Annotated in this window: 22 protein-coding genes; 8 read left to right on the top strand and 14 right to left on the bottom strand. The window is 65.0% G+C overall.

The window, feature by feature from the left end:
* Positions 1–130 precede the first annotated feature (130 nt).
* Both AC1VNY_RS12935 and AC1VNY_RS12930 read right to left on the bottom strand, forming a co-directional pair.
* The gene (locus AC1VNY_RS12935; protein ID WP_482405416.1) at positions 131–973 is read right to left on the bottom strand and encodes a C40 family peptidase; all 843 of its coding nucleotides are present in this window, start codon (positions 971–973) and stop codon (positions 131–133) included.
* Complete coding sequence (locus AC1VNY_RS12930) at positions 966–2,342, bottom strand: leucyl aminopeptidase family protein (protein WP_482405415.1); 1,377 nt, start codon at positions 2,340–2,342, stop codon at positions 966–968. Before AC1VNY_RS12930 ends, AC1VNY_RS12935 begins: the two co-directional genes overlap by 8 nt.
* Before the next feature lie 206 nt (positions 2,343–2,548).
* On the opposite strand from AC1VNY_RS12930, the gene AC1VNY_RS12925 reads away from it, so the two are divergent.
* Positions 2,549–3,346, top strand: a complete 798-nt coding sequence (locus AC1VNY_RS12925) for a tetratricopeptide repeat protein (RefSeq protein ID WP_016842632.1) — start codon at positions 2,549–2,551, stop codon at positions 3,344–3,346.
* 334 nt (positions 3,347–3,680) lie between these two features.
* On the opposite strand, the gene AC1VNY_RS12920 is transcribed toward AC1VNY_RS12925, so the two are convergent.
* The 9 genes from AC1VNY_RS12920 to AC1VNY_RS12880 all read right to left on the bottom strand — a co-directional run bounded on the left by AC1VNY_RS12920 (position 3,681) and on the right by AC1VNY_RS12880 (position 12,432).
* Positions 3,681–4,655: a type II secretion system F family protein gene (locus AC1VNY_RS12920; RefSeq protein ID WP_038387579.1), complete on the bottom strand. Its 975-nt coding sequence runs from the start codon at positions 4,653–4,655 to the stop codon at positions 3,681–3,683.
* Between the two features lie 9 nt (positions 4,656–4,664).
* A complete protein-coding gene (locus AC1VNY_RS12915; protein ID WP_038387578.1) occupies positions 4,665–5,642 on the bottom strand; it encodes a type II secretion system F family protein in 978 nt (325 codons plus the stop codon).
* Positions 5,643–5,653: 11 nt separating this feature from the next.
* A complete protein-coding gene (locus tag AC1VNY_RS12910) occupies positions 5,654–7,117 on the bottom strand; it encodes a TadA family conjugal transfer-associated ATPase (protein ID WP_026192174.1) in 1,464 nt (487 codons plus the stop codon).
* 24 nt (positions 7,118–7,141) lie between these two features.
* Positions 7,142–8,410, bottom strand: coding sequence for a CpaE/TadZ family protein (locus AC1VNY_RS12905; protein ID WP_482405414.1), 1,269 nt, complete (start codon positions 8,408–8,410; stop codon positions 7,142–7,144).
* On the bottom strand, positions 8,407–9,159 hold the full coding sequence (locus AC1VNY_RS12900; RefSeq protein WP_283065023.1) for a CpaD family pilus assembly protein: 753 nt from the start codon (positions 9,157–9,159) through the stop codon (positions 8,407–8,409). The genes AC1VNY_RS12905 and AC1VNY_RS12900 overlap by 4 nt, the downstream gene beginning before the upstream one ends.
* An 8-nt stretch (positions 9,160–9,167) precedes the next feature.
* Positions 9,168–10,646 carry a type II and III secretion system protein family protein gene (locus tag AC1VNY_RS12895; RefSeq protein ID WP_085970777.1) on the bottom strand — a complete coding sequence of 493 codons (1,479 nt, stop codon included), beginning with the start codon at positions 10,644–10,646 and terminating at the stop codon, positions 9,168–9,170.
* Positions 10,647–10,648: 2 nt separating this feature from the next.
* Complete coding sequence (cpaB, locus tag AC1VNY_RS12890) at positions 10,649–11,443, bottom strand: Flp pilus assembly protein CpaB (protein ID WP_028342285.1); 795 nt, start codon at positions 11,441–11,443, stop codon at positions 10,649–10,651.
* Positions 11,444–11,570: 127 nt separating this feature from the next.
* Positions 11,571–12,095 (bottom strand): A24 family peptidase, encoded by a 525-nt coding sequence (locus tag AC1VNY_RS12885; protein WP_028342284.1) that lies wholly within the window; start codon positions 12,093–12,095, stop codon positions 11,571–11,573.
* A gap of 172 nt (positions 12,096–12,267) precedes the next feature.
* Entirely contained in the window at positions 12,268–12,432 is a 165-nt protein-coding gene (locus tag AC1VNY_RS12880) for a Flp family type IVb pilin (protein ID WP_016842642.1), read from the bottom strand.
* A gap of 280 nt (positions 12,433–12,712) precedes the next feature.
* Here AC1VNY_RS12880 and AC1VNY_RS12875 point away from each other — a divergent pair, with 280 nt between their 5' ends.
* From AC1VNY_RS12875 to AC1VNY_RS12855, 5 genes are all read left to right on the top strand, one after another.
* On the top strand, positions 12,713–13,543 hold the full coding sequence (locus AC1VNY_RS12875) for a sterol desaturase family protein (protein ID WP_482405413.1): 831 nt from the start codon (positions 12,713–12,715) through the stop codon (positions 13,541–13,543).
* A gap of 15 nt (positions 13,544–13,558) precedes the next feature.
* Complete coding sequence (locus AC1VNY_RS12870; protein ID WP_482405412.1) at positions 13,559–15,004, top strand: hypothetical protein; 1,446 nt, start codon at positions 13,559–13,561, stop codon at positions 15,002–15,004.
* A gap of 263 nt (positions 15,005–15,267) precedes the next feature.
* Positions 15,268–15,774, top strand: a complete 507-nt coding sequence (locus tag AC1VNY_RS12865) for a pilus assembly protein N-terminal domain-containing protein (RefSeq protein WP_038387572.1) — start codon at positions 15,268–15,270, stop codon at positions 15,772–15,774.
* Positions 15,775–15,945: 171 nt separating this feature from the next.
* Positions 15,946–16,515, top strand: coding sequence for a TadE/TadG family type IV pilus assembly protein (locus tag AC1VNY_RS12860; protein WP_482405411.1), 570 nt, complete (start codon positions 15,946–15,948; stop codon positions 16,513–16,515).
* 8 nt (positions 16,516–16,523) lie between these two features.
* Positions 16,524–17,153, top strand: coding sequence for a TadE/TadG family type IV pilus assembly protein (locus AC1VNY_RS12855; protein ID WP_482405410.1), 630 nt, complete (start codon positions 16,524–16,526; stop codon positions 17,151–17,153).
* A gap of 236 nt (positions 17,154–17,389) precedes the next feature.
* Here AC1VNY_RS12855 and AC1VNY_RS12850 read toward each other — a convergent pair whose 3' ends face one another.
* The 3 genes from AC1VNY_RS12850 to AC1VNY_RS12840 all read right to left on the bottom strand — a co-directional run bounded on the left by AC1VNY_RS12850 (position 17,390) and on the right by AC1VNY_RS12840 (position 19,672).
* Positions 17,390–17,602 (bottom strand): cold-shock protein, encoded by a 213-nt coding sequence (locus tag AC1VNY_RS12850; protein WP_016842648.1) that lies wholly within the window; start codon positions 17,600–17,602, stop codon positions 17,390–17,392.
* A 279-nt stretch (positions 17,603–17,881) separates the two neighbouring features.
* Positions 17,882–18,175, bottom strand: coding sequence for a translation initiation factor IF-1 (gene infA, locus AC1VNY_RS12845; RefSeq protein WP_016842649.1), 294 nt, complete (start codon positions 18,173–18,175; stop codon positions 17,882–17,884).
* Between the two features lie 24 nt (positions 18,176–18,199).
* Positions 18,200–19,672, bottom strand: a complete 1,473-nt coding sequence (locus tag AC1VNY_RS12840) for a DEAD/DEAH box helicase (RefSeq protein WP_439711143.1) — start codon at positions 19,670–19,672, stop codon at positions 18,200–18,202.
* Positions 19,673–20,194: 522 nt separating this feature from the next.
* Here AC1VNY_RS12840 and urtA point away from each other — a divergent pair.
* Entirely contained in the window at positions 20,195–21,490 is a 1,296-nt protein-coding gene (gene urtA, locus AC1VNY_RS12835; protein ID WP_439711144.1) for an urea ABC transporter substrate-binding protein, read from the top strand.
* Between the two features lie 144 nt (positions 21,491–21,634).
* Positions 21,635–23,233 (top strand): urea ABC transporter permease subunit UrtB, encoded by a 1,599-nt coding sequence (urtB, locus tag AC1VNY_RS12830; protein ID WP_482405472.1) that lies wholly within the window; start codon positions 21,635–21,637, stop codon positions 23,231–23,233.
* Positions 23,234–23,309: the final 76 nt, after the last annotated feature.

The following is a 23,309-nucleotide window of genomic DNA, read 5'->3' as shown; positions in this document are numbered from 1 at the left end:
GTAGGATGGGTAGAGCCAACGGGTCCGCGCAACGCGCGGCCCGATGATAAACTCCGCGAAACCCATCATTGCTCCGCGCGGTAGCAGCTTGATGGGTTTCGCTGCGCTCTACCCATCCTACGGCATCTCGTTAAAGCCGCTTGATCGCGAGGACTTCGCTGCCGGCGGCCTTGATCCGCGCGATCGCGGCATGCGTGTTCTCCACCGCCGTCGCCATGTGATGCGCGTTGGCGTGCACGATCGTCGTCGCGTCGCGCACAATAGCCACGTGGCCCTTCCAGAAGATCAGGTCGCCGCGCTGTAGATGCTTGGATTCGGCAGCCGTCAATTCGCGGCCCAGCCCGTCCTGCTGCATGTCGCTGTCGCGTGGGCAGCCGGTGGCGGCGGCGGTCAGCGCGATCTGCACGAGGCCGGAGCAATCGATGCCGAGGCTCGACTTGCCGCCCCACAGATACGGTGTGCCGACGAATTGCTCGGCGATCGCGACGAAATCACCTGCCATCGTGTCGAACGGCGCGAGATGCTGGCGCGGCAGGTGCCAGCCCTCGCGGGTCACCGCGAACGCACCGTCCTCGCGGACGATCGCAAGCCTCGTCCCCATCGCCAGCGCCTCGGCCGGCGGCAGCTTGATCGACGGGCCCGGAAACGCCAGCGTGCGCAGCGCCGTGACCTTGTGCGTCGGGGCGGCGCCGGGCCTGGTCAGCGCGGCCCCGGGAATCCAGCCGACATAGCCGTCATCGGCGAGCTGGCCCCAGGCCCAGCCTTCGCCGTTGCGATCGTAGACCGTGACGCGCTCGCCCCGGAGCGCCTGCGTCATCTGTTCGGCATCGCTCGCCGGCGCCTGGCGCAGCGGCGCGATGGCCTCGCCGACCTCGAGCACGTCGCCTTCGACGAAGCGCGCGGCCTTGACCTTGCCCTCGAGATATTTCGCCGCGAGGTCGTCGCGGGCCGGCGTCAGTCTGACATCATGCATAGCGCTGGCTCAGCAATTTGTAGATCGCGCGCGCGGCCTGGCACTCGCCGCCTTCGGGACGGCCGGGCTTTGCCGACGGCGTCCAGCCGTAGATGTCGACGTGCAGCCAGCTCCTCGCGTGCTCGACGAAGCGCTGCAGGAACAGCGCGCAGGTGATCGAGCCCGCGAAACCGCCCGACGGTGCGTTGGTGATGTCGGCGGTCTTGGAGTCGAGCCAGGCGTCGTAGGCCGGCCACAGCGGCATCCGCCACAACGGGTCGTTCTCGCTCTTCGCACAAGATGCGACGTCGCCGGCAAGCGCCTCGTCATTGGTGTAGAACGGCGGCAGATCCGGGCCCAGCGCCACCCGCGCGGCGCCGGTCAGCGTGCCCAGGTCGACCAAAAGATCGGGCGTCTCCTCGTCGGCGAGGGCCAGCGCGTCGGCGAGCACCAGCCGCCCTTCGGCGTCGGTGTTGCCGATCTCGACGGTGATGCCCTTGCGCGACTTGAAGATGTCGAGCGGGCGGAACGCGTTGCCGGCAACGGCGTTCTCGACCGCCGGGATCAGCACGCGCAGCCGCAGCTTCAGCTTCGCGTCCATCACCATCTGGGCCAGCGCCAGCACGTTGGCGGCGCCGCCCATGTCCTTCTTCATGATGAGCATGCCGCTCGAAGGCTTGAGATCGAGCCCGCCGGTATCGAAGCAGACGCCCTTGCCGACCAGCGTTACCTTCGGATGGGCGGGGTCGCCCCAGCTCAGCTCGATCAGCCGCGGCGGCCGTGTCGACGCCATGCCGACGGCGTGGATCAGCGGAAAGTTCTGCGCGAGCTCGTCACCGTCGATGCAATTGAAGGCCGCACCGAACCGCGTCGCGAGGTCGCGCGCCACGTCCGCGAGCTCGGCCGGTCCCATGTCGTTGGACGGCGTGTTGATGAGGTCGCGCGCCAGCGCCGCGGCATCCGCCATCCGGGTGATCTCGGCGGCGTCGACGCCGTCGGGCGGCACCAGGCGGACTTCGGGGACCTTGTTCGCGCGATAGCGGGCGAAGCGATAGCAGCCGAGCGCGAAGGCAAGTGCGGCAAGTCTGGTGTCATGCGGTGCATTGGCGAACCGATAGACGCCCGGCGGCAGCAGGCCGGGCAGGGCGCCGGGCCGGAACGGATCGCGCGCCTTGTGGTCGGCGTCCTCGAGACCGAACAACACCTGCGCGATGCCGCCGTCTGCCGCCGGCAGGACGAGCAATTTGCCGGGCTTGGCCGCAAAGTCATTGGCCGCCGCGAACTGGCGTGCCGGCGCCGGCAGCTCGCCCCGAATCGCATCCCATGTCGCCTTGGTGACGAAGGTGATCGGCGTGGCGGCGGTCGTGGCGGTCTCGAACACGGATGGCATGCGGCTCTCGGCTGTTCTGGCGTCGTTGGTGGGCTACTACACGCCTTTCGCCACGGATGGTAGCGCGCCAACGGTTCACGCGCCGTGCAGGCCGGAACCGGCGGGCCGGTTGTCAACGCCGCCAGTTAACCAGACGTTAGGGTTAACAGTCTATTGCTGGCACACTCGGCTGGAACCGTTCGCCCGATTTCGTGAGTCACAGTGCCATGCGTCGACAGTCCAATCTGACCCGGCATCTCGCTTCCGCAGCCCTCCTGACGGTCCTGGCCGCAGGGCTTGGCGGTTGCCAGACCATGTCCGACGTGGCGGGATCGATCACGTCCCGGTCCGATCCCACGCCCGATGATCCGCGCCGCGCCGTCGAGGTCTATGGCGAGCGCTATCGCAAGAATCCCAAAGATGTTGCCGCCGCGGTCGGCTATGGCCAGGCCCTGCGGATGACCGGACAGCGCTCGCAGGCCTGCGCCGTGCTCGAGCAGGCCACAATCGCCAACCCCGGCAACAAGGCGCTGCTCGCCGCCTATGGTCGCGCGCTGGCCGACAACGGCAATTCGCAGGCTGCATTCGACGTGCTGAGCCGCGCACATAGCCCGGACAATCCGGACTGGAGGATCCTGTCGGTGCAGGGCACCACGCTCGACAAGATGAACCGGCACGAGGAGGCGCGGCGCTATTACGCCAGTGCGCTCAGGCTGGCACCGGACGAGCCGTCGGTGCTGTCCAATCTCGGCCTGTCCTACATGCTGACCAAGGATTTGCCGAAAGCGGAAGAGACGTTGCGCCAGGCCTATGCCAGCGCCCGCGCCGACACCCGGATCCGGCAGAACCTTGCGCTGGTCGTCGGCCTGCAGGGCCGCTTCGCCGAGGCCGAAACGATCGTCAAGGCCGACCTGCCGTCGGATGAGGCCGCCGCCAACGTCGCCTATCTCCGCGACATGCTGAACCGCAAGGACGGCCCGCGGACCGCGTCGCGTGCGGCGCCGGTCGTCGCCAAGGACGACTAAACCAAACGGGCACTTCCACCTTCCCTTGAAAAGGGGAGGTCGCTTTACGCGCGAGAGCAAAGCGGGTGGGGATCATCTCTCCATGCGCAGCGGCGTCTGCGGCCGACCCCCATCCCGACCTTCCCCCTTTCAGGGGGAAGGAGAAGGCGGACCGTCATTTGGGCTATGCATGTTCCAAACCTCCCCTTGAAAAGGGGAGGTCGCTTTGCTCGCGAGAGCAAAGCGGGTGGGGATCATCTCTGCATGCGCAGCGGCGTCTGCGGCCGACCCGCATCCCGGCCTTCCCCCTTTCAGGGGGAAGGAAAAGCAGTAACGCGGTCCGCTGCTGCGCAACTCAATGCATTGTGGCGATCTTGATGTAGGACGGGCCGAGGATCACGATGAACAGGCAGGGCAGGAAGAACAGGATCATCGGTACCGTCAGCTTGGGTGGCAGTGCTGCGGCCTTCTTCTCGGCCTCGTTCATCCGCATGTCGCGGTTTTCCTGCGCCATCACGCGCAAGCTCTGGCCGAGCGGCGTGCCGTAGCGTTCGGACTGCTGCAAGGCCATGCACACCGACTTCACGCCTTCGAGCCCGGTGCGGCGCGCCAGGTTCTCGTAGGCGGTCTTGCGATCCTGCAAATAGGACAGTTCCGCGGTCGTCAGCGCGAACTCCTCCGACAGCGCGACCGATTGCCCGGCGATCTCGTTGGCCACTTTCCGGAACGCGACCTCGACCGACATGCCCGACTCGATGCAGATCAGCAGCAGGTCGAGCGAATCCGGGAAGGCGCGCTTGATCTGGAGCTGGCGCTTGGAGATCGCGTTCTTCAGGAACAGCATCGGCGCCTGCAGGCCGGCATAGGCCGCGCCGACGCAAATGCCGATCTTGAGCGTGAGCGACCAGTTCGCGCCGGCAATGAAGAACGTATAGATGATCGCGCCGATCAGCATCAGGATCGGCGTGACCGCCCGCGCTGCCAGAAAATAGACATACGGAGCGTGGCCGCGATAGCCCGCCATCACGAGCTTCTCGATCGCCGCTTCCTGGGCCAGCCATTTGGTGAGGTTCAGGTCATCCACCATCTTGGAGACGGCCTGCTTCGGCGTCTGGCGCAGCGTCACCTTTTCCGACTTGGAGAGACGGTCGCGCTCGCGCTGCCGCAGGCGCTCGCGCTCGCTGGCGACCGCCTTCATGCGCTTGTTGAGATCGCCGCCGGCGAGCAGCGGCATCACCAGCGTGTAGACCGTCGCGCTTGCCGCGAAGAAGGCAAGCAGCATGGTCATGAACCTGACGTCGTGGAGCTTGGCGACCAGAATATCAATCATGCTGCACCGTCAGAAATCGAAGTTGATCATCTTCTTCATCACCAGCACGCCCATCGACATCCAGATCGCGCAGGCGACCAGCATGAGCTGGCCCATCGAATTGGTCCACAGCAGGGCGATGTAGTCCGGCGTCGTCAGGAACACGAGGATCATCACGATCGGCGGCAGTGAGCCGATGATGGCGGCGGAGGCCTTCGCTTCCATCGACATCGCCTGGATCTTCTCGGCCATCTTCTTGCGGTCGCGCAGCACCCTCGACAGGTTGCCGAGCGCTTCCGACAAATTGCCGCCGGACTTCTGCTGGATCGCGATCACGATGCCGAAGAAGTTGGCCTCCGGCAGCGGCATCCGCTCGTAGAGCCGGGCACAGGCTTCGCCGAGCGGCATGCCGATCGCCTGGGTCTCGATGATGGCGAGAAACTCGCTGCGCAGCGGCTCCGGCGCGTCGTTGACGACCGCCTTGAGCGATTCGAACAGCGGCAGGCCGGCCTTGATGCCGCGCACGATGACGTCGACGGCGTCAGGCAGCGACTTCAGGAACGCCTTTTCCCGCCGCTTCTTCAGGAAGCCGAGCAGCCAGCGCGGCACGCCGAGACCCATGGCAAAGCCGATGCCGGCCGCGCCGAGCATGCCGCCGCCGGCCAGGAATGCCGCGCCGAACCCGAACAGTCCGAGGGCGCCGGAGATCATCCAGAACTTCTGTTCCGACCAGTCCAGTCCGGCCTGCGAGATGCGCAGGCCGAGCGGGACTTTCTTGTCCTTCTGACGCCGCGCCTCGAGCTCCTTCAACGATCCTTCGACCTGCTCGCGGCGGGAGCGTTGCGTGCGGTCGGCATTTCGTGTCGTCGTGGGTTCGCTGCGCGCCACGGACGCGCGGCGCGACTCGGCCTTCTTCTCCCCCGAAAGGTAGGGATACAGGAAGACCCAGGCGATGCCGCCCACCGTCGTGGCCGCGAGGAAGGCGAGAGCCAGAGTTTGCGTCTGCATCCTGCGTTCCCCTAGACCGGCGCCGGCGCGTCGGAGGCATCGAGCGCCGCCGCAAGCCGCTTCTCTTCATTGTAGTAGCGCGCACGCTCCCAGAAGCGCGGCCGGCCGATGCCGGTCGAGCGGTGCTTGCCGATGATCTTGCCGTTGGCGTCTTCCCCGACCACGTCGTAGAGGAAGATATCCTGGGTGATGATGGTGTCGCCTTCCATGCCCATCACCTCGGTGATGTGCGTGATGCGGCGCGAACCGTCGCGCAGGCGCGCCGCCTGCACGATGATGTCGACCGAGGCGCAGATCATCTCGCGAATGGTGCGTGACGGAAGCGAGAAGCCGCCCATGGTGATCATGGATTCGCAGCGCGACAGTGCTTCGCGCGGATTGTTGGCGTGCAGCGTGCCCATCGAGCCGTCGTGGCCGGTGTTCATGGCCTGCAACAGGTCGAACGCTTCGGGTCCGCGGACTTCGCCGACGATGATGCGTTCCGGGCGCATACGCAGGCAGTTGCGGACCAGTTCGCGCATCGTCACCTGGCCCTCGCCCTCGATGTTCGGCGGCCGGGTTTCCAGCCGCACCACATGCGGCTGCTGCAGCTGGAGCTCGGCGGCGTCTTCGCAGGTGATGATCCGTTCGTCGTGCTCGATATAGTTGGTCAGGCAGTTCAGCAGCGTGGTCTTGCCCGAGCCGGTGCCGCCGGAGATGATCACATTGCAGCGGACGCGGCCGATGATCTGCAGGATGGTCGCCCCTTCCGGGGTGATCGCGCCGAACTTGACGAGCTGCTCCAGCGTCAGCTTGTCCTTCTTGAATTTGCGGATGGTGAGCGCGGGCCCGTCGATCGCCAGCGGCGGCACGATGGCGTTAACGCGGGAACCGTCGGCGAGGCGGGCGTCGCAGATCGGCGAGGATTCGTCGACGCGCCGGCCGACCTGGCTGACGATACGCTGGCAGATGTTGAGAAGCTGCTGGTTGTCGCGAAAACGGATGCCGGTGCGCTGGATCTTGCCGGCGACTTCGATGAACACGGTGCCTGCGCCGTTGACCATGATGTCCGCAATGTCGTCGCGCGACAGCAGCGGCTCCAGCGGGCCATAGCCGAGCACGTCGTTGCAGATGTCGTCGAGCAGCTCCTCCTGCTCGGCGATCGACATCACGATGTTCTTGATCGCGATGATCTCGTTGACGATGTCGCGGATTTCCTCGCGCGCCGATTCGCTGTCCAGCTTGGCGAGCTGGGCAAGGTCGATCGCCTCGATCAGGGCGCCGAAGATCGTCGCCTTGACCTGGTAGTAGTTGTCCGAGCGGCGGGCTTCGACGGCGGGAGCAGGCGGTGGCTTGCTCGGCGCCAGCGGCGGCGACGAGATCGCCGGTGCGGCGGACTCGCGCGACATCGCCGGCGCGCCGGCAGGCTCCGGCGCCTGAAACGCGGGCTTGGGTGCCCGCACGTCCCCATCGTTTCCGCTACGCTTACCAAACACGACGTCGTGACTCCACGCGGACCACTATTTGGACCGCAGCTTTTCGAGCAGGGGCGACAGGAAGGACCCCCTCGGCTTCTTGGTCTCGCCGCGGCCTGTCAGCCGCTGCGCCATCTGCAGAAACATCTCGACCGCGCGGTGATTGGCAGAAATCTCGGCGATCATCTGGCCGTTGTTGGCGGCCGAACCGAAGATCTGCGGATCGAACGGGATGGCGGCGATCGGCTGGCTTTCGATCGCTTTGGCGAACTCACCGGCCGCGATCTCGGGACGCTTCGGCACGCCGACCTGGTTCAGGCAGTACAGCGGTGCGCGGTCGTTGGGCCGCGAGGCCTTCAGCAGGTCGAACATGTTCTTGGCATTGCGCAGATTGGCAAGGTCAGGTGCCGCCACGATCAGGATGTCGTCGGCCGCGATCAACGCGCGCTTGGTCCAGCCGGACCATTGATGCGGCACGTCGAGCACGATGCAGGGCATCGTGGTCCGCAGCGTATCGAAGATCGCGTCGAACGCCTCGGCGCCGAAATCGTAGACCTTGTCGAGCGTGGCGGGCGCCGCCAGCAGGCTCAGATGGTCGGTGCATTTCGACAGCAGGCGGTCGACGAAGGCGGTATCGACGCGGTCCGGCGAGAACACGGCATCGGCGATGCCCTGCGCGGGATCCTGGTTGTAGTTGAGGCCGGCGGTGCCGAAGGCGAGGTCGAGGTCGGCGACCACGGAATCAAGCGCCAGATCGCGGGCAATCGCCCAGGCGACATTGTGGGCGATGGTCGAGGCGCCGACGCCGCCCTTGGCACCGACGACGGCGACGATGCGGCCGACCGCCTTGGCTTCCGGCGCCGAGAACAGGTTGCAGACCGCGCGCACCACGTCGATCGCATGGGCCGGCGCAATCACGTAATCGCTGACGCCGCGGCGCACCAGCTCGCGATACAGCGTCACGTCGTTGACGCGGCCGATCACGACCACGCGGGTGCCGGCGTCGCACACTGTTGCGAGCTGATCGAGGCCGGCCAGGATGTCGCCGCGCCCCTCGGTCTCGAGGATGATGACATTGGGCGTCGGCGCCGAGCGATAGGCCTCGATGGCGGCCGCCATGCCGCCCATCTGGATCTTGAGGTGAGCCTTGGCCAGCCGGCGATCCTCGCCCGCCGACTGCACGGCGGCAGCGGTCTCGACCGTTTCGCAGAACGCCTGGACTGAAACCCGTGGCGCCGGAGCAATATGGTCGTCCGCGGCCTGCGGCGCCGCGTCCGTCTGCTCTTCGGAGTTTTGCTGCGCGTAGGTGATCATTTTCCTGTGTCGCTTAGCTTGGCCCTGTCGGACTCGGGATAACTCGTGGCGGTGGTGGTGCCCTTGCGATACTTGTCGAAGGCGATGTTACGACGCGACGTATAGGCAGGGGTCTCCGCGCGCGGCTGCACGAGGTCGGTTGGGTCTTCGACCATGGCTGCGAGGTTGCGCTGATTGGCGCAACCGAAATTGTAGTACTGCTTGTTCTCGATGTAGGACCCGTTGTGGATCGACGGGCCGAGATCTTCCGGCCAGAGGCCGCACGGCCCGGCGACCGCTTTCATCTTTGGATAGTTCACGCGGATCGCGGGCATCTGGCGCGGATCCTCGGGACGGTATTTGCGAACGAGGATCCCGCGCGGCGGCACGCCGGCGGCGGTGAACGTGGCCTGGATTTCGCGCAGCGATTCCTGGGCGGTCCGTGCGTTCGGCGTGTCGGCGGGAACGTCGATGGTGACGGCGCCGGTTCCCTCGCGCATCCAGTCCTGCGCCATCCCCATCACCTCTGCGCGCTGCTCCGCAGTCAGGCCGCCGCGGCTGCGGCCGACGAAGACCACGATCGAGCGATCAGCCTCGGTGACCGCGATCGGGTGACGCTGGCGATAGTCGGCGGGCGCGTTCACCATCGCGAAGCTGTTGTCGGCGGCGTGCTGGCAGGCGCCCAGCGTCATCGCGAGGCTGACGAGCGCCCCGGCGAGAGCGATGCCGCGCTGGTAACCGGCGGATGTCCTGGATGTGGTCTGTGTCATCGTCCGCCTCAGTCCGTAATGAAGCCGTAAGTGCCGCGGTAATTCCGCGCCGGCTCGGTGCGGCCGGGCACGCCGTAGACGCGATTGATGCTGCCGAGCAGGTCGGCCTGCGGATCGGATGCGTTGGCGAAGCCGTCATCCGGGCGCGACAGGTCCTTCTGCGCCACCGCGCGAACGACATAGGGCGTCACCAGCACCATCATCTCGGTCTGGTTGTTGACGAAGTCCCGGCTGCGGAACAGCGTTCCGAGCACCGGCAGCGACGCCAGCCCGGGCAGGCCATTGATCGCCTGCTTGGTCTGGTCCTGGATCAGGCCGGCCATCGCCATCGAGCCGCCCGAGGGAATTTCCAGCGTGGTCTCGGCACGCCGGGTCTTGATCGAGGGGATCGTCGTTCCGCCGGCGCCGCCGGTCAGCGAGTTCTCGGTCGAGACTTCCGACACTTCCGTCATCACGCGCAGGCTGATCCGTCCCTCGGTCAGCACCACCGGCGTGAAGTTGAGCGAAATGCCGAATTTCTTGAAGCTGACGGTCTGAACGCAATTCCCGATCGCGCCTCCCGTCGTGGTCTGACAGGTCACGCCGGTCGGAATTGGAAATTCGCCGCCCGAGATGAAGGTCGCCGATTCGCCGGAGATCGCGGTCAGGTTCGGCTCGGCGAGCGTCCGCACCACGCCCGCGCTTTCCATCGCGCGTAGCGTCGCCGACACCGATGGAGCCGCGCCGAACGATGTGGTGAGGGCGTTACCGGGCACCAGCGCTGCGTTGTTCGCCGTGAACGGGTTGTTGTTGGTGAATTTCACCACGGTGGTGCCGTAATTGAGGTTCGCGGTGAGGTCGATGCCGAGCTGCTTGATCAGGCTGCGCGAGACTTCGGCGACCGTCACCTTCAGCATCACCTGGTCGCGGCCGCGAACCGTGATGGAGTTTACGACCTTGTCGGCGCTGCCGACCAGCCGCGTGGCGATCTCGCCGGCCTGCTGCGCTTCGATCGGGCTCGCCGCGCTTCCGGTCAGCATGACGCCCTCGCCGACACCTTCGATCTGGATATCGGCATTCGGCAGTGCTGCGCGCAGGGCCGCGCGCACGCCGTTGAGGTCGCGCTTGACCGCGATGTCATAGGCCGCGATCTGCTGGCCGGCGGCGTCGAAGAACACGATGTTGGTCTGGCCGACCGTCGCGCCGATGATGTAGGCGCGCTGCGCCGAGCGGACCACGGCATTGGCGATCTTGGGATCGGCGACCAGCACATCCTTGATGTCCCTCGGCAGATCGATCACCACCGATTTGCCGACGCCGAGTGCGAGGAAGCGGGCATTCATCTGGCCGTCGGCGGCGGCGGGAGCGGCGCGGTAGTCGCCCGCCACCACCGGCGTCAGCGCCGGGTTGAGCGTGAGCGCCGCGACGGCCGAGAACGACAATGCGCGGACCATGAAGGCCCGCATCGTCCGTTGAGTTGCCCCGCCCTTCATCACCTGTGTCCTCATGGTCACTTCTGCATCGTTGCCTGGTTGGCAACGCCAAAGCGGATGACGTTGATGGTCTCACCGCGTCTTTGGTGGTTGTCGTCGGTCCTGACGTCGGTCCCGTTGTTGTCGGCGATGCTGCGCAGCGCCAGCGACAGGACGCCGCTCTGGCGCGCGCGCGCCAGAGTCTCGGTCTGGTCAGGCTTCAGCTCCAGCGTCACCGTCTTGCCGATCAGTGCGTTGGTGCCGTCCTTCTCCTTCGGCGCCTGGTCGATCGCAAGGACGCGGATATTGGTCAGGATGACCTCGGAATTGACGATGTCGGCGCCGCTGCGGTCGGGATTCTTGTCCCGCTTCGACAGCAAGACGTCGACCCGGTCGTTCGGCAGGATGAAGCCGCCGGCACCGGTCTCGGGAGAGATTTCAGTCGATACCGCCCGCATGCCGGTCGGCAGGATCGCGGCCATGAAGCCGCTTCCGTCGGCCTTGACGAGCTTCTGCTCGCGGATCGGCTCGCCCTGGATGAACGGGGCGCGCGCGATCGAGCCGGTGACGTCCTTGATGGCGTCGGCGTGGCTGTCCTTGCGCATGAAGCTGGCGCTGGCGGTCGCCGCCGGCCAGGTCTGCCACTGCAGATCTTCGGCCTTCACTGCCTGGCCGAGGCCGATGTCGGCGCGCGCGACCAGGATGTCGACGGTCGGCAGCTGCGCAACTGGCGGAGGGGCCGCCGGCTTGTCGTCGCTTCCGCTCGCCAAATAAAGCGCCGCAAGGCCGGCGCAGCCTGCAATTGCCAGGACCAGAATGCGGGCCTTATCCATTACGCTTCACTTTCCACATGACGCCGCGACGCTGCCGCCGCCGTGATGGGAGTTGACCAGCTATTCGTCAAAGCATGGTTAATGAGGCGTATCTAAATCGCCTTAACGGGCGGTTACCGCTGCTTTCTCAGCGCATCGCGAAGTGCGCGAGATCGATCGTCTTGATCCAGTCCGTCTCGGGATAGATCAGCAGGGCGCCGAGGGCGAGTGCGATGCCGTAGGGAATTCCGGTCTGCTTGTCGTGCAGGCGGCTGAGCCAGGCCTGGGACGCGAGCGGGTAGGGCAGGGGCCATTGCCGAAGCTGCAGCAGGAGCACGGTCAGCGCACCGCCGAACAAAGACGCAAAGACCAGATAGGGCAGCAGATGCTCGAACCCGAACCACAGGCCGGCCGCGGCCGCCACCTTGGCGTCTCCACCGCCGACCCAGCCCATCGCGAACATGCCGAACGCCACCACGAGAACCAGTGCGCCTGCGCCGGCATGGGTGAGGATATCGTGGACGCCCATCCCGGTCAGCGGCGCCAGGACAAAGAAGCCCGCCACCAGCGCCAGCGAAATCCGGTTCGGGATCGTCATGGTCAGGAGATCGCTCGCCGCCGCAAAGGCCATCAGGGCCGGAAACAGCATCAAGCGCGCGATGTCGAGGATCATGAATTCATGCCGTCAAGCTGGAGCTGCGGTCGAGACCCGACGCTAGCGGCCAATGATGAACAATCGGAAAAGGATTGCCGGCACCATCAACGGAGGCTGCCGATCGGCCCCCTACAAATAGCAAAGGTCCCGGGATTGCCGGGACCTTTGATGCGAATTCGTCGAAGCCGGCTTACTTCAGCGAGCCCGAGATCGAGTTGAAGGTACCCGAGAGCTTCGTGCCGACGCCGTTGACTGCAGCGATGATCGCGATGGCGATACCGGTGGCGATCAGGCCGTACTCGATGGCGGTCGCGCCCGATTCGTCCTTCACGAAGCGCGAAACGAGGTTCTTCATAAAATCACTCCTGTGTACACGTGGCTGGTCGAACTAGATTTGGTCTCGCCGGCGTTCTCAGCACCGTGACCATTGCGGCACCCTAGTGTTGGACGATTTCGGCGCAGTTAATTTGATCGCATAAACTCTGCGGGAACCCGCTGTTGTTGCGCACAGTAAATTTGGCATTAAGCGGTCCGCTAGAATTGCAGACTGTTGCTGCGATCGGGCGCTTGGGGCCTATTCACGGCTCCTTAAGCGCACATCTATACCCATGGGGCTTCCGTAGTATGAGGCTGCCATGTCCACCCTTCCGATCGAAGTCATCGAGATGCTCGGCCAGACGATGATGAGGGTGGTGCCGATCACGATCGGCCTCGCGCTGTTCTTCACGGTGCTGACCCACTTCTGGGCCTGCAATCCCGGCAAGCCGTGGTGGCAGAAGCGCGAGCTGGTCACGGACATCTGCTACTGGTTCTTCGTGCCGGTATTCGCCCGCGTGCTGCGCATCGGGCTGCTGGTGGTGGGCGCGGCCGCGGTGTTCGACGTGCACGGTGCCGACGAGCTGATCTCGTTCTACGAGAACGGACACGGCCCGCTGGCGCAGCTGCCGCTCTGGCTGCAATCGATCATCTTCCTGGTCGCCTCCGACTTCATGCTGTATTGGCTGCACCGGATGTTTCACGGCGGCGGCTTCTGGAAGTACCACGCCATTCATCATTCCTCCGAGGATCTCGAATGGATCTCGGCGGCGCGCTTCCATCCCGTCAATCTGCTGATCGGCACGATCTCGGTCGACGTGATCCTGCTGATGGCCGGCATCTCGCCGAACATCATGCTGTGGGTCGGTCCTTTCACCACATTCCACTCCGCCTTCGTGCACGCCAACCTGAACTGGACGCTCGGCCCGTTCAAATATGTGATTGCCACGCCGGTGTTTCATCGCTGGCATCACACCGCGCTCGAGGAGGGTGGCGACACCAATTTCGCGGGCACGTTTCCGCTCTGGGACATTCTGTTCGGGACGTTCCGCATGCCCGATGGCAAGCTTCCGGATGATTACGGCGTCGACGCCGAACAGGGCGTGCCGGCCGAAATCGGCGGACAGCTCGCCTATCCGTTCCGTCATTGACCGGACCGCGCGCGCATGAGTGCTGAGACCGCAACCGTCCCACAGGCGCGGGCCTCGGTGTTCGCCGAAGTCCCGGCCTGGTTCTGGATGGCGTGCGGCGTCTATGCGCTGCTGCTGGTCGTCGGCGACAGGCTGCTCGCCGATTCCGACACCTACTGGCAGATTGCCGTCGGCCGGTGGATCCTCGACCACCGTGCATTGCCGTCGGTCGATATCTATTCCTTCACCAAGGCGGGTGAGCCTTGGGTGTCGTCGTCCTGGCTGGCGCAGGTCCTGTTCGCGAAGGCCTACGACCTTGCCGGGTGGACCGGGCCCGCGGCGCTGGCCGCGGCCTGCGGCGCCGCCACCTTCGCACTGCTCACCGCCATCCTCAGCCGCGCGCTGCCGGCGATCTACGCCAGCCTGATCGCGCTGGCGGCGCTGGTGCTGACATGCGGGCATCTGCTGGCCCGCCCGCATGTGCTTGCGCTGCCGATCATGATGGTCTGGGCGAACGGCCTGATGGTCGCCAGCGAACGCCGCGAGGCCCCCTCGTTCTGGCTGCTGCCGCCGATCGCACTCTGGGCCAATCTGCATGGCGGCTTTCTGTTCGGCCTGGTGCTGGCCGGCGCCTTCGCGCTCGATGCGCTGTGGAACGCCGCGCGCGCGCAAAGATTGCCACTGGCGCTGCGCTGGGCCGCATTCGGCCTCGGCGCGCTGGCCGCGTGCTGCGCGACGCCCTATGGCTGGGGGACGATCCTCGCCTCGCTGAGGATTCTCAGCCTCGGTGAGCTGCTGCATCTCATCGCGGAGTGGATGCCGGCAAGTTTCAGCCACGTCGATGCGTTCGAGCTGACCATTCTCGGCCTGATCGGCGCGGCGCTCTATTGCGGGGTAAGGCTGCCGCTGCCGCGGATCGCCCTGGCGCTGGGCCTGCTGCACATGGCGCTATCCCATGTCAGGAATCTCGAGCTGTTCGCCCTGCTGTTGCCGCTGGCCGTGCTGACGCCGGTGGCAACCCAGTTCGGCCTGCGTGCCGCAAGCGTGGTCCGGCTGAAGGCCATGCCGGCCGCGATGCTGATCGCCGCGCTCTGCGTCTCGACCTGGTTTGTTGCGGCGCGTCGGGACATGTCGCCGCCGCCGATCCATTCGCCCGCTGCCGCCGTCGACGCGCTGAAGGCGCACAACGTGCAGCGCGTGCTCAATGATCTGCAGTTCGGCGGCTATCTGATCTGGCGTCAGGTGCCGGTGTTCGTCGACGGCCGTGCCGAGCTTTACGGCGAGAGCTTCGAGATGGCCTATTACCGTGCGCTCCAGCTCAAGGACGTCGACGGCTTCCTCGATCTGCTCAAGACCTACAGAATCGACGCGGTGATGCTCGATCCGGCAACGCCCGCCTCCAAATTTCTCGATCACATCGATGGCTGGCAGCGCCTCTACGCCGACGATCGTGTGGTGGTGCATGTGCGTGCCGCCGGCTAGTGTCCCGAATCCGAAGTTCGCATCATTTGCCGCACCTTCGGAGCGAACTTCGCATTCAGCACACTAGGCGGCGGTCCCCGCGGGGGCGCTTTTCCGCGGGATCACCGGGCCGTTGGCCGATCCGTTCCGGAAGTCGTGACATCCGCGCAATTCAGCGGTCGATTTTTGCTCTTCTTAAATGAATTGCCGTCAGATTTGCCTGCGTCGGGCGCCGGTCCGCTGCGTATCGCTTTTGCCGGCTTGTTAACGTCCCGGGGTAAGGTATGTCGTTTCAGTCCCAGCGTATTCGCGCCGTCGCGCGCATTGGATTCATCTCGCTGGCCGCAGCCGTTCTGCTGTGGCCCGCATTCGCAACGGCCGCGCCGGATCCGGACCGGATTGCGGTCAATGTCGATCAGGCCAAGCTCGTCAAGCTGCCCGGCGGCATCTCCACCATCGTGGTCGGCAACCCGCTGATCGCCGACGTCACCCTGCAGAATGGCGGCGTTGTCGTCGTGACCGGCAAGGGCTACGGCGCGACCAACTTCATCGCTCTCGACCGCACCGGCCAGGTGCTGGTGGATCGCCAGATCCAGGTCGAAGGTCCGACCGACCAGTTGGTCACCGTCTATCGCGGCGTCGATCGCGAGACCTACAGCTGCATGCCGGTCTGCCAGCGCCGCATCACCCTCGGCGACGGCGAGACCTACTTCAAGTCGACCATGGACCAGGCCGGCTCGCTCAACAGCCAGGCCTCCGGCTCGGGCGCAGCCGCGAAGCCGCAGAACTAGCGCGTGTCCGCGCCGGCGCTTCACACGCCGGGGCAGCCGCCGGCCGCAGGCGGTTCATCCGACATGGTTAAGAAAAGCCTAACGGATCGGGTCGCTCTGTCTCGATCCGGCGAAATACTTCGACAATGAGTCTTGGGTAGTTGTTGTCGCCATGTTGATCCGGGGTCGTTGATGTCGCTGCCCGCTCATTCTTTCGCGCGCCTCCTCCATCGCTTTCGCCGAAACCGCCGTGGCGCGACCGCGGTCGAATTCGCGATGGTCGCGCCGCTGTTTTTCGGACTGCTGTTTGCGATCATCGAAGTGGCGATGATCTTCTTCGCGAGCCAGGTGCTGGAGACGGTGACGCAGGATTCCGCGCGCATGATCATGACCGGTCAGGCGCAGGGCGCAAGCTATACCCAGCAGCAGTTCAAGAACTTCGTCTGCGGCCAGGTCAGCGCGCTGTTCGATTGCGCCAACGGCATATCGGTCGACGTGCGCAGCTATCCCGCCGCGACGGGCTTCAGCAGCGTCAACATCGCGCCTCCAATCGATTCCAACAACGCATTCATTCCGACCATGAAATGGTGTCCCGGCAAGGACGGCGACGTCGTGGTGGTCCGGCTGTTCTATCAGTGGCCGCTGTTCGTCACCAAGCTTGGCTTCAATGTCGCCAACCTCGCCAACGGCAAGCGGTTGCTGACCGCGACCGCGACATTCAAGAACGAGCCATCCGGCACCGCCGGGGCGACATGCTCATGAGCAACGTCATGAAAACCCGGGCAGCGGCCTTGCGGCGCTCGCTCGCGGCCCTCTGCAATGACCGCCGGGGCCTTGCCGCGGTCGAGTTCGCTTTCGTCCTGCCGCTGATGCTGGTGCTGTTCTTCGGCACCGTCGAGTTTTCATCCGGTGTCGCGGTCGACCGCAAGGTCACCTTGATGGCGCGCGCCGCGTCGGACTTGACCTCGCAGTCGACGCAGGTGGTGGATGCCGACCTGCAGAACTTCTTCAGCGCCAGCGTCGGCATCATGACGCCGTACGATCCGACGCCCACCAAGGTCACCTTGTCGGAGATCTACGTCGATGCCTCGAAGGTCGCGCGGATCCAGTGGAGCAAGGCCGGGGTGATGGCCACGGGGGCCACCCAGGCCACATTGACGGCCTCGAGCCGCAGTCAGGGCGATGTCGTGACCAGCGTCGTTCCGGCGGCGCTGCTGGTTGCGGGCACCTATCTGATCTTCAGCGAAGTCAGCTACAAATACGTTCCGACGGTCGGCTATGTGATGGCCAAGAGCGGCATCAATCTCACCGATGTCGCCTTCACAAGGCCGCGGCAGTCGGTTTGCGTGTTCTACGCCCCGACCTCCGCCACGATGCCGACGACCTGCTCGACCTACTGAAGCGCGATGAGACGAGGTTGAATCGTCTTCGCACTTGAGCTCGTTGCTCAAGCACGAGCTCCGCGCAAACGCCTTCCGCCTTTGTCGCGAGGGAAACCGCTTGGCACTTGTCCGGATCATGCACCAGGCTGCGGCGGCAGACTCGCAAATCCAGACAAAAAGGGCCGCATCCGAAGATGCGGCCCTTGATGCTTTAACGACAATTTCCGGGAGCTTCGCGCTCCCGGGAAATCGGCTTATCCGGCGGCGCGCAGATTGTCGGCCGAGGATTTGCCGGAACGGCGGTCAGCCACGATCTCGTAGGAGATCTTCTGGCCTTCACGCAGAGTGCCAAGGCCGGCGCGCTCGACTGCACTGATGTGCACGAACACGTCGTTCCCGCCTTCATCCGGCTGGATGAAGCCGTAGCCCTTGGTCGCGTTAAACCACTTCACGGTTCCCATGCTCACGTGGGTAGTCCCTTCTCAGATATACAAGTTCAAGACCCGCTGATCGGCGGGGTGGTGAGATCGAATTTTTGGAAGGGTCGTCAGCGTCTGAACCGGCTGTACCGGTATTGGCTAATGTCGTCCGGCCGAAAATCGATGGGTAGGATATTATTCGATAGAAGGCTTCAAAACAATCCTGAAAACAATCCTGACGTGCGCGATTTTTTGGCCGGCGCAGCCGCCGGCCAATTGTGCGCAGGACATCAGGACGTCATGCCCGCAGCGGTTGCAATACCCCGCTTATCGGCGGCGGAACTGCCCGCCGCGCTGGGCTCCGCCCCGCGGCGGGCCACCGGGCGCGCCGCTCGGACGTTCGTCCTTGTGCCGGAAGATCAGGCGCCCCTTTTCGAGATCGTAGGGCGACATTTCGATCGTAACACGGTCGCCGGCCAGCGTCTTGATGCGGTTTTTCTTCATCTTGCCGGCGGTGTAGGCGACGATCTCGTGCCCGGCATCGAGTTGCACCCGGTAACGAGCGTCGGGGAGGATTTCGGTCACCAGTCCTTCGAACTGGATCAGCTCTTCCTTAGCCATATGTTTCTCCAGATCGAGCGACGGCTAGTGCTTCGGTCGGTTGTTGCGGTTGTGTTGCGGATTCGGCCGGCTCTCGCGATGCAAGAAGGCGACGCCCTGAATGCCTTCGCTGTTGCCGGCCTGCGACGGACGCGGCGACTCGCCCCGGCTCGTCTGCGGCGCGCCATTATTACCACCTCGACGGCGGCGGCGGCGAGGGCCTTTTGCACCCGGAGCGGCCTCATTCCCACGGACATTGTGCGCGCGGGGCGCAGAACGGCCGCCCCGGTGCGGGTGGGTGGCCTGCGCCGGCGCGGCGGCCTCGCGGCCGCCAGAGGAGCTGCCCTGCGTGCGGCGGTCTTCCCGCGGCACGGTAATCCGGATCAGCCGCTCGATGTCGCGCAAATAGCCCATCTCCTCGGCGCCGGCGATCAGCGAGATCGCGACGCCGTCGGCGCCGGCGCGCGCCGTGCGGCCGATGCGGTGGACGTAGGTCTCCGGGATGTTGGGCAGGTCGAAATTCACCACGTGGCTGACGCCGTCGACGTCGATGCCGCGGGCGGCGATATCGGTCGCCACCAGCGTGCGGATTTCGCCGGAACGGAACGCCGCCAGCGTGCGCTCGCGGTGGTTCTGCGACTTGTTGCCGTGGATCGCATTGGCCTCGATGCCGGCCTTGGCAAGGCTCTTCACCACCTTGTCGGCGCCGTGCTTGGTGCGGGTGAAGACCAGGGCGCGGTTGACCGGCTCCTGCTTCAGCAACTGGGCGAGAACCGTCGGCTTGGCCGCGAAATCGACCTGGATCGCGCGCTGGGCGATGCGATCCACCGTCGAGGCCACCGGCGTCACCGCCACGCGGGCCGGGTCGCGCAGCATCGCCTCGGCGAGCTCGGCGATGTCCTTGGGCATGGTGGCCGAGAAGAACAGCGTCTGGCGCCGGATCGGCAGCTTGGCGACGATTTTCCGGATGTCGTTGATGAAGCCCATGTCGAGCATGCGGTCGGCCTCATCGAGCACCAGGAACTCGACCTGGTTGAGCTTCAGTCCGTTGCTCTGCACGAGGTCGAGCAGGCGGCCGGGGGTGGCGACCAGCACCTCGACGCCCTGCATCAGGGAACGGACCTGGCGGCCCATCGGCACGCCGCCGATGGCGAGCGTCGAGGACAGCCGGATGTGGCGGCCATAGGTGTTGAAACTGTCGAGGATCTGCCCGGACAGTTCGCGGGTCGGCGAGAGCACCAGCACGCGGCAGCTCTTGGGCTGCGGGCGGACGCGGTTTTCAAGCAGCCGGTGCAGGATCGGCAGCGCGAAGGAGGCGGTCTTGCCGGTACCGGTCTGGGCGATGCCGACGACGTCGCGGCCGGCAAGGGCTAGCGGGATGGTCTGGGCTTGGATGGGGGTCGGCGTGAGATAATTTTCTTCTCGGAGCGCGCGGGCGATGGGATCGGCGAGGCCGAAATCCTGAAAGGAGGTCAAAAGGTGGTTCTTTCCATAAAAGCCGTCGTCGTCCCGGCCCATATCGGCCGGAAGCGCAGGAAGGCATTCGGGGACACCCGCGTGTCTGGGGCGTCAAGCTGGGTTAGCTGAAAGGCGAGCCAGAAGCCGCTTGGGGCAGCTTGAACACGCAGCTCGCGAAGGCACCGCGATGTCGCGGGCATGGCGAGGATATGGACCAGGAACTGGGCGGTTTCAAGATGATATCGTCGTCTTTGGTGCCCGGAGTTCGCTGAACCATCGCGCAAACTGTCACAAATCGGTGCCGGAAATTTAGCCAAGACGGCGATTTTGCCTACAAAATAGTCTGATTGCTCTTTCGGCAGTCAAGTTGGCGGCTCAATGATTGAGCAGGCGGCTTCCGTATTTGCCCGGAACCGATGAAATTATCCAGCCGGTTCATCGGCTTACGGGGGCTGCGCACCGTGGCACAGTTCTTGCGATTCCCTTAACCGCAGGCGGCCAAGCGGCCGTTCGCAGCGTTCCACGCCTGCGTCAGGGAGACGACATTTCATGCTTACTCACCTTTCTCACAAAATAACGACGATGACCCGCCGCCGCGCGCTCGCGGCGACGGCCGGCCTGGTTTTGGGCCTGGCTGCGTCCTCGTCCCTCGCGCCCGCGCAAGCGGCCGACGACACCATCAAGGTTGGCATCCTTCACTCGCTGTCGGGCACCATGGCCATCAGCGAAACCACGCTGAAGGACACGATCCTTTTCCTGATCGACGAGCAGAACAAGAAGGGCGGCGTGCTCGGCAAGAAGCTCGAGCCCGTCGTGGTCGACCCCGCCTCGAACTGGCCGCTGTTCGCCGAAAAGGCCCGCGAGCTGATCACCAAGGACAAGGTCGCGGTCGTGTTCGGCTGCTGGACCTCGGTGTCGCGCAAATCCGTGCTCCCGGTGTTCAAGGAGCTGAACAACATCCTGTTCTATCCGGTGCAGTATGAGGGCGAGGAGTCCGAGCGCAACGTGTTCTACACCGGCGCTGCGCCGAACCAGCAGGCGATCCCGGCGGTCGACTATCTGATGAAGGAAGAGAAGGTGAAGCGCTGGGTGCTGGCCGGCACCGACTACGTCTATCCGCGCACCACCAACAAGATCCTGGAAGCCTATCTGAAGTCGAAGGGCGTCGCCCAGGACGACATCATGATCAACTACACGCCGTTCGGTCACTCCGACTGGCAGACGATCGTGGCCGACATCAAGAAGTTCGGCTCGGCCGGCAAGAAGACCGCGGTGGTCTCCACCATCAACGGCGACGCCAACGTTCCGTTCTACAAGGAGCTCGGCAACCAGGGCATCAAGGCGACCGATATCCCGGTGGTCGCGTTCTCGGTCGGCGAGGAAGAGCTCGCCGGCATCGACACCAAGCCGCTGCTCGGCCATCTCGCCGCCTGGAACTACTTCGAGTCGATCAAGACCCCGGCGAACGAGAAGTTCATCAAGGAGTGGCAGGCCTACACCAAGAATCCGAAGCGCGTGACCAACGATCCGATGGAAGCGCACTACATCGGCTTCAACATGTGGGTGAAGGCGGTCGAGAAGGTGAAGTCGACCGATCCGGACAAGGTGATCGATGCGCTTCCCGGCATCGAGGCGCCGAACCTGACCGGCGGCGTGTCGCAGATGCTGCCGAACCACCACATCACCAAGCCGGTGTTCATCGGCGAGATCAAGGGCAACGGCCAGTTCGATGTGGTCTGGAAGACCCCGGGCCTGGTGGCCGGCGATGCCTGGTCGAAGGAGCTTGAGGGCTCCAAGGACCTGATCGGCGATTGGGTCGGCAAGAAGTGCGGCAACTACAACACCAAGACCAACAAGTGCGGCGGCCAGGGCTCCTGACAACAAGGCTCCTGACAACAGGGCTCCTGAGCTCCTGACCTGATCGACGACACAACACAACCATCCAAGAACCTGGAGAAGGCGGCACAGCTCGCCGCCTTCTCCTCACACTCCTGCCGGGGTACTGACGTGTTCGCCAATTGTATTGATCGTTTTCGTGCGCTGTTTCTCTCGATCGTGCTGCTGAGCTGCCTTGCTGTGCCGGCGCTGGCCGGTCCGTTCGAGGATTCGGTCGCCAAATTCGCCAATGACGAGTTCTCCGACACCGAGGCTGCGATCGGTGAGGTCGCCGCGTCGGGCAATGCGCTGGCCTCGCCCATCATCAGCGCGTTGCAGGACGGCCGGCTCTCGGCCGATCCCGACAGCAAGAAGGTCTTCATCACGCGGACCGACGGCAAGATCGTCGACGCCGCCACGGGCGCTGCCGTCGACAAGCTGCCCGACAACGCCGCCGCCGTCCGTCTCAACAACCGCCTGCGCCGCACCGTGGAGGCCGCGCTCGGCGGCCTGACGCTGCTGTCGCCGGATCCGGCCAAACGCCTCGCCGCCGCGCAGTCGGTGTTCAAGAGCCACGAGGAGAATTTGCTGCCGACGGTCGAGACTGCGCTCGCCAAGGAGAGCGTCAAGTCGGTCAAGCAGGCCTTCGCCGAGGCGCGCGCCGCCATCATCCTGTTCAAGTCGGACGCATCCGACAGCGACAAGCTCGACGCCGTCGCCGTGGTCAAGGCGCGCGGCGATCAGGAGGCGCTGGCGCTGCTCACAGGGCTCGGCACCGACCAGCCGCCGCTGGTCGCCAACGCCGCCGCGAGCGCGGTGTCCTCGATCCAGAGCAATCTGGCGATGTGGTCGATGGTGCAGAATGCGTGGTACGGCCTGTCACTCGGCTCGGTGCTGCTGCTCGCCGCGATCGGGCTTGCCATCACCTTCGGCGTGATGGGCGTCATCAACATGGCGCATGGCGAGATGGTGATGCTCGGGGCCTACACCACCTTCGTGGTGCAGGAGGTGATCCGCAGCAGCTATCCTGCGCTGTTCGACTACTCGCTGCTGATCGCGGTGCCGCTCGCCTTCCTGGTCGCCGGCTTGATCGGTGTCGTGATCGAGCGCACCATCATCCGCTTTCTCTACGGCCGTCCGCTGGAGACGCTGCTCGCGACCTGGGGCCTGTCGCTGGTGTTGCAGCAGGCGGTGCGCACCGCGTTCGGTCCGACCAACCGCGAGGTCGGCAACCCGTCCTGGATGAGCGGTGCCTTCGAGCTCGGCCAGATCACCATCACCTATAACCGGCTCTGGATCCTCTGCTTCACGCTCGCGGTGTTTGCCATCCTGCTGGCGATGCTGCGCTACACCGCGCTCGGACTCGAGATGCGCGCGGTGACCCAGAACCGCCGCATGGCGGCCTCGATGGGGATCGCCACCTCGCGCGTCGACGCGCTGACCTTCGGCCTCGGCTCGGGGATCGCCGGCATTGCCGGCGTGGCGTTGTCGCAGATCGACAATGTCAGCCCGAATCTCGGCCAGAGCTACATCATCGACAGCTTCATGGTCGTGGTGTTCGGCGGCGTCGGCAATCTCTGGGGCACGCTGGTCGGCGCCTTCACGCTCGGCATTGCCAATAAGTTCCTCGAGCCGATGGCCGGCGCGGTGCTCGGCAAGATCGCGATCCTGGTGCTGATCATCCTGTTCATCCAGAAACGGCCGCGCGGCCTGTTCGCGCTCAAGGGGCGGGCGGTGGAAGCATGACCTGCTTTGAGCAACCAATGGCAGCCCCGAAGCGCGCTGCAACTCCCTCTCCCGCTTGCGGGGGAGGGTTGGGGTG

Source organism: Bradyrhizobium ferriligni (assembly GCF_056837965.1).
This window is presented reverse-complemented; position numbering and strand designations above follow the sequence as displayed.

Excerpts from the sequence above, each read along its gene's own strand:
- AC1VNY_RS12920 (WP_038387579.1), bottom strand. The coding sequence starts at position 4,655 with ATGATTGATATTCTGGTCGCCAAGCTCCACGACGTCAGGTTCATGACC.
- AC1VNY_RS12895 (WP_085970777.1), bottom strand. The coding sequence starts at position 10,646 with ATGAGGACACAGGTGATGAAGGGCGGGGCAACTCAACGGACGATGCGG.
- AC1VNY_RS12880 (WP_016842642.1), bottom strand. The coding sequence starts at position 12,432 with ATGAAGAACCTCGTTTCGCGCTTCGTGAAGGACGAATCGGGCGCGACC.
- AC1VNY_RS12905 (WP_482405414.1), bottom strand. The coding sequence starts at position 8,410 with ATGATCACCTACGCGCAGCAAAACTCCGAAGAGCAGACGGACGCGGCG.
- AC1VNY_RS12855 (WP_482405410.1), top strand. The coding sequence starts at position 16,524 with ATGAAAACCCGGGCAGCGGCCTTGCGGCGCTCGCTCGCGGCCCTCTGC.
- AC1VNY_RS12930 (WP_482405415.1), bottom strand. The coding sequence starts at position 2,342 with ATGCCATCCGTGTTCGAGACCGCCACGACCGCCGCCACGCCGATCACC.
- AC1VNY_RS12840 (WP_439711143.1), bottom strand. The coding sequence starts at position 19,672 with ATGGGCCGGGACGACGACGGCTTTTATGGAAAGAACCACCTTTTGACC.
- AC1VNY_RS12915 (WP_038387578.1), bottom strand. The coding sequence starts at position 5,642 with ATGCAGACGCAAACTCTGGCTCTCGCCTTCCTCGCGGCCACGACGGTG.
- AC1VNY_RS12935 (WP_482405416.1), bottom strand. The coding sequence starts at position 973 with ATGCATGATGTCAGACTGACGCCGGCCCGCGACGACCTCGCGGCGAAA.
- AC1VNY_RS12860 (WP_482405411.1), top strand. The coding sequence starts at position 15,946 with ATGTCGCTGCCCGCTCATTCTTTCGCGCGCCTCCTCCATCGCTTTCGC.
- AC1VNY_RS12925 (WP_016842632.1), top strand. The coding sequence starts at position 2,549 with ATGCGTCGACAGTCCAATCTGACCCGGCATCTCGCTTCCGCAGCCCTC.
- AC1VNY_RS12875 (WP_482405413.1), top strand. The coding sequence starts at position 12,713 with ATGTCCACCCTTCCGATCGAAGTCATCGAGATGCTCGGCCAGACGATG.
- AC1VNY_RS12870 (WP_482405412.1), top strand. The coding sequence starts at position 13,559 with ATGAGTGCTGAGACCGCAACCGTCCCACAGGCGCGGGCCTCGGTGTTC.
- AC1VNY_RS12885 (WP_028342284.1), bottom strand. The coding sequence starts at position 12,095 with ATGATCCTCGACATCGCGCGCTTGATGCTGTTTCCGGCCCTGATGGCC.
- AC1VNY_RS12865 (WP_038387572.1), top strand. The coding sequence starts at position 15,268 with ATGTCGTTTCAGTCCCAGCGTATTCGCGCCGTCGCGCGCATTGGATTC.
- infA (WP_016842649.1), bottom strand. The coding sequence starts at position 18,175 with ATGGCTAAGGAAGAGCTGATCCAGTTCGAAGGACTGGTGACCGAAATC.
- urtA (WP_439711144.1), top strand. The coding sequence starts at position 20,195 with ATGACCCGCCGCCGCGCGCTCGCGGCGACGGCCGGCCTGGTTTTGGGC.
- AC1VNY_RS12900 (WP_283065023.1), bottom strand. The coding sequence starts at position 9,159 with ATGACACAGACCACATCCAGGACATCCGCCGGTTACCAGCGCGGCATC.
- cpaB (WP_028342285.1), bottom strand. The coding sequence starts at position 11,443 with ATGGATAAGGCCCGCATTCTGGTCCTGGCAATTGCAGGCTGCGCCGGC.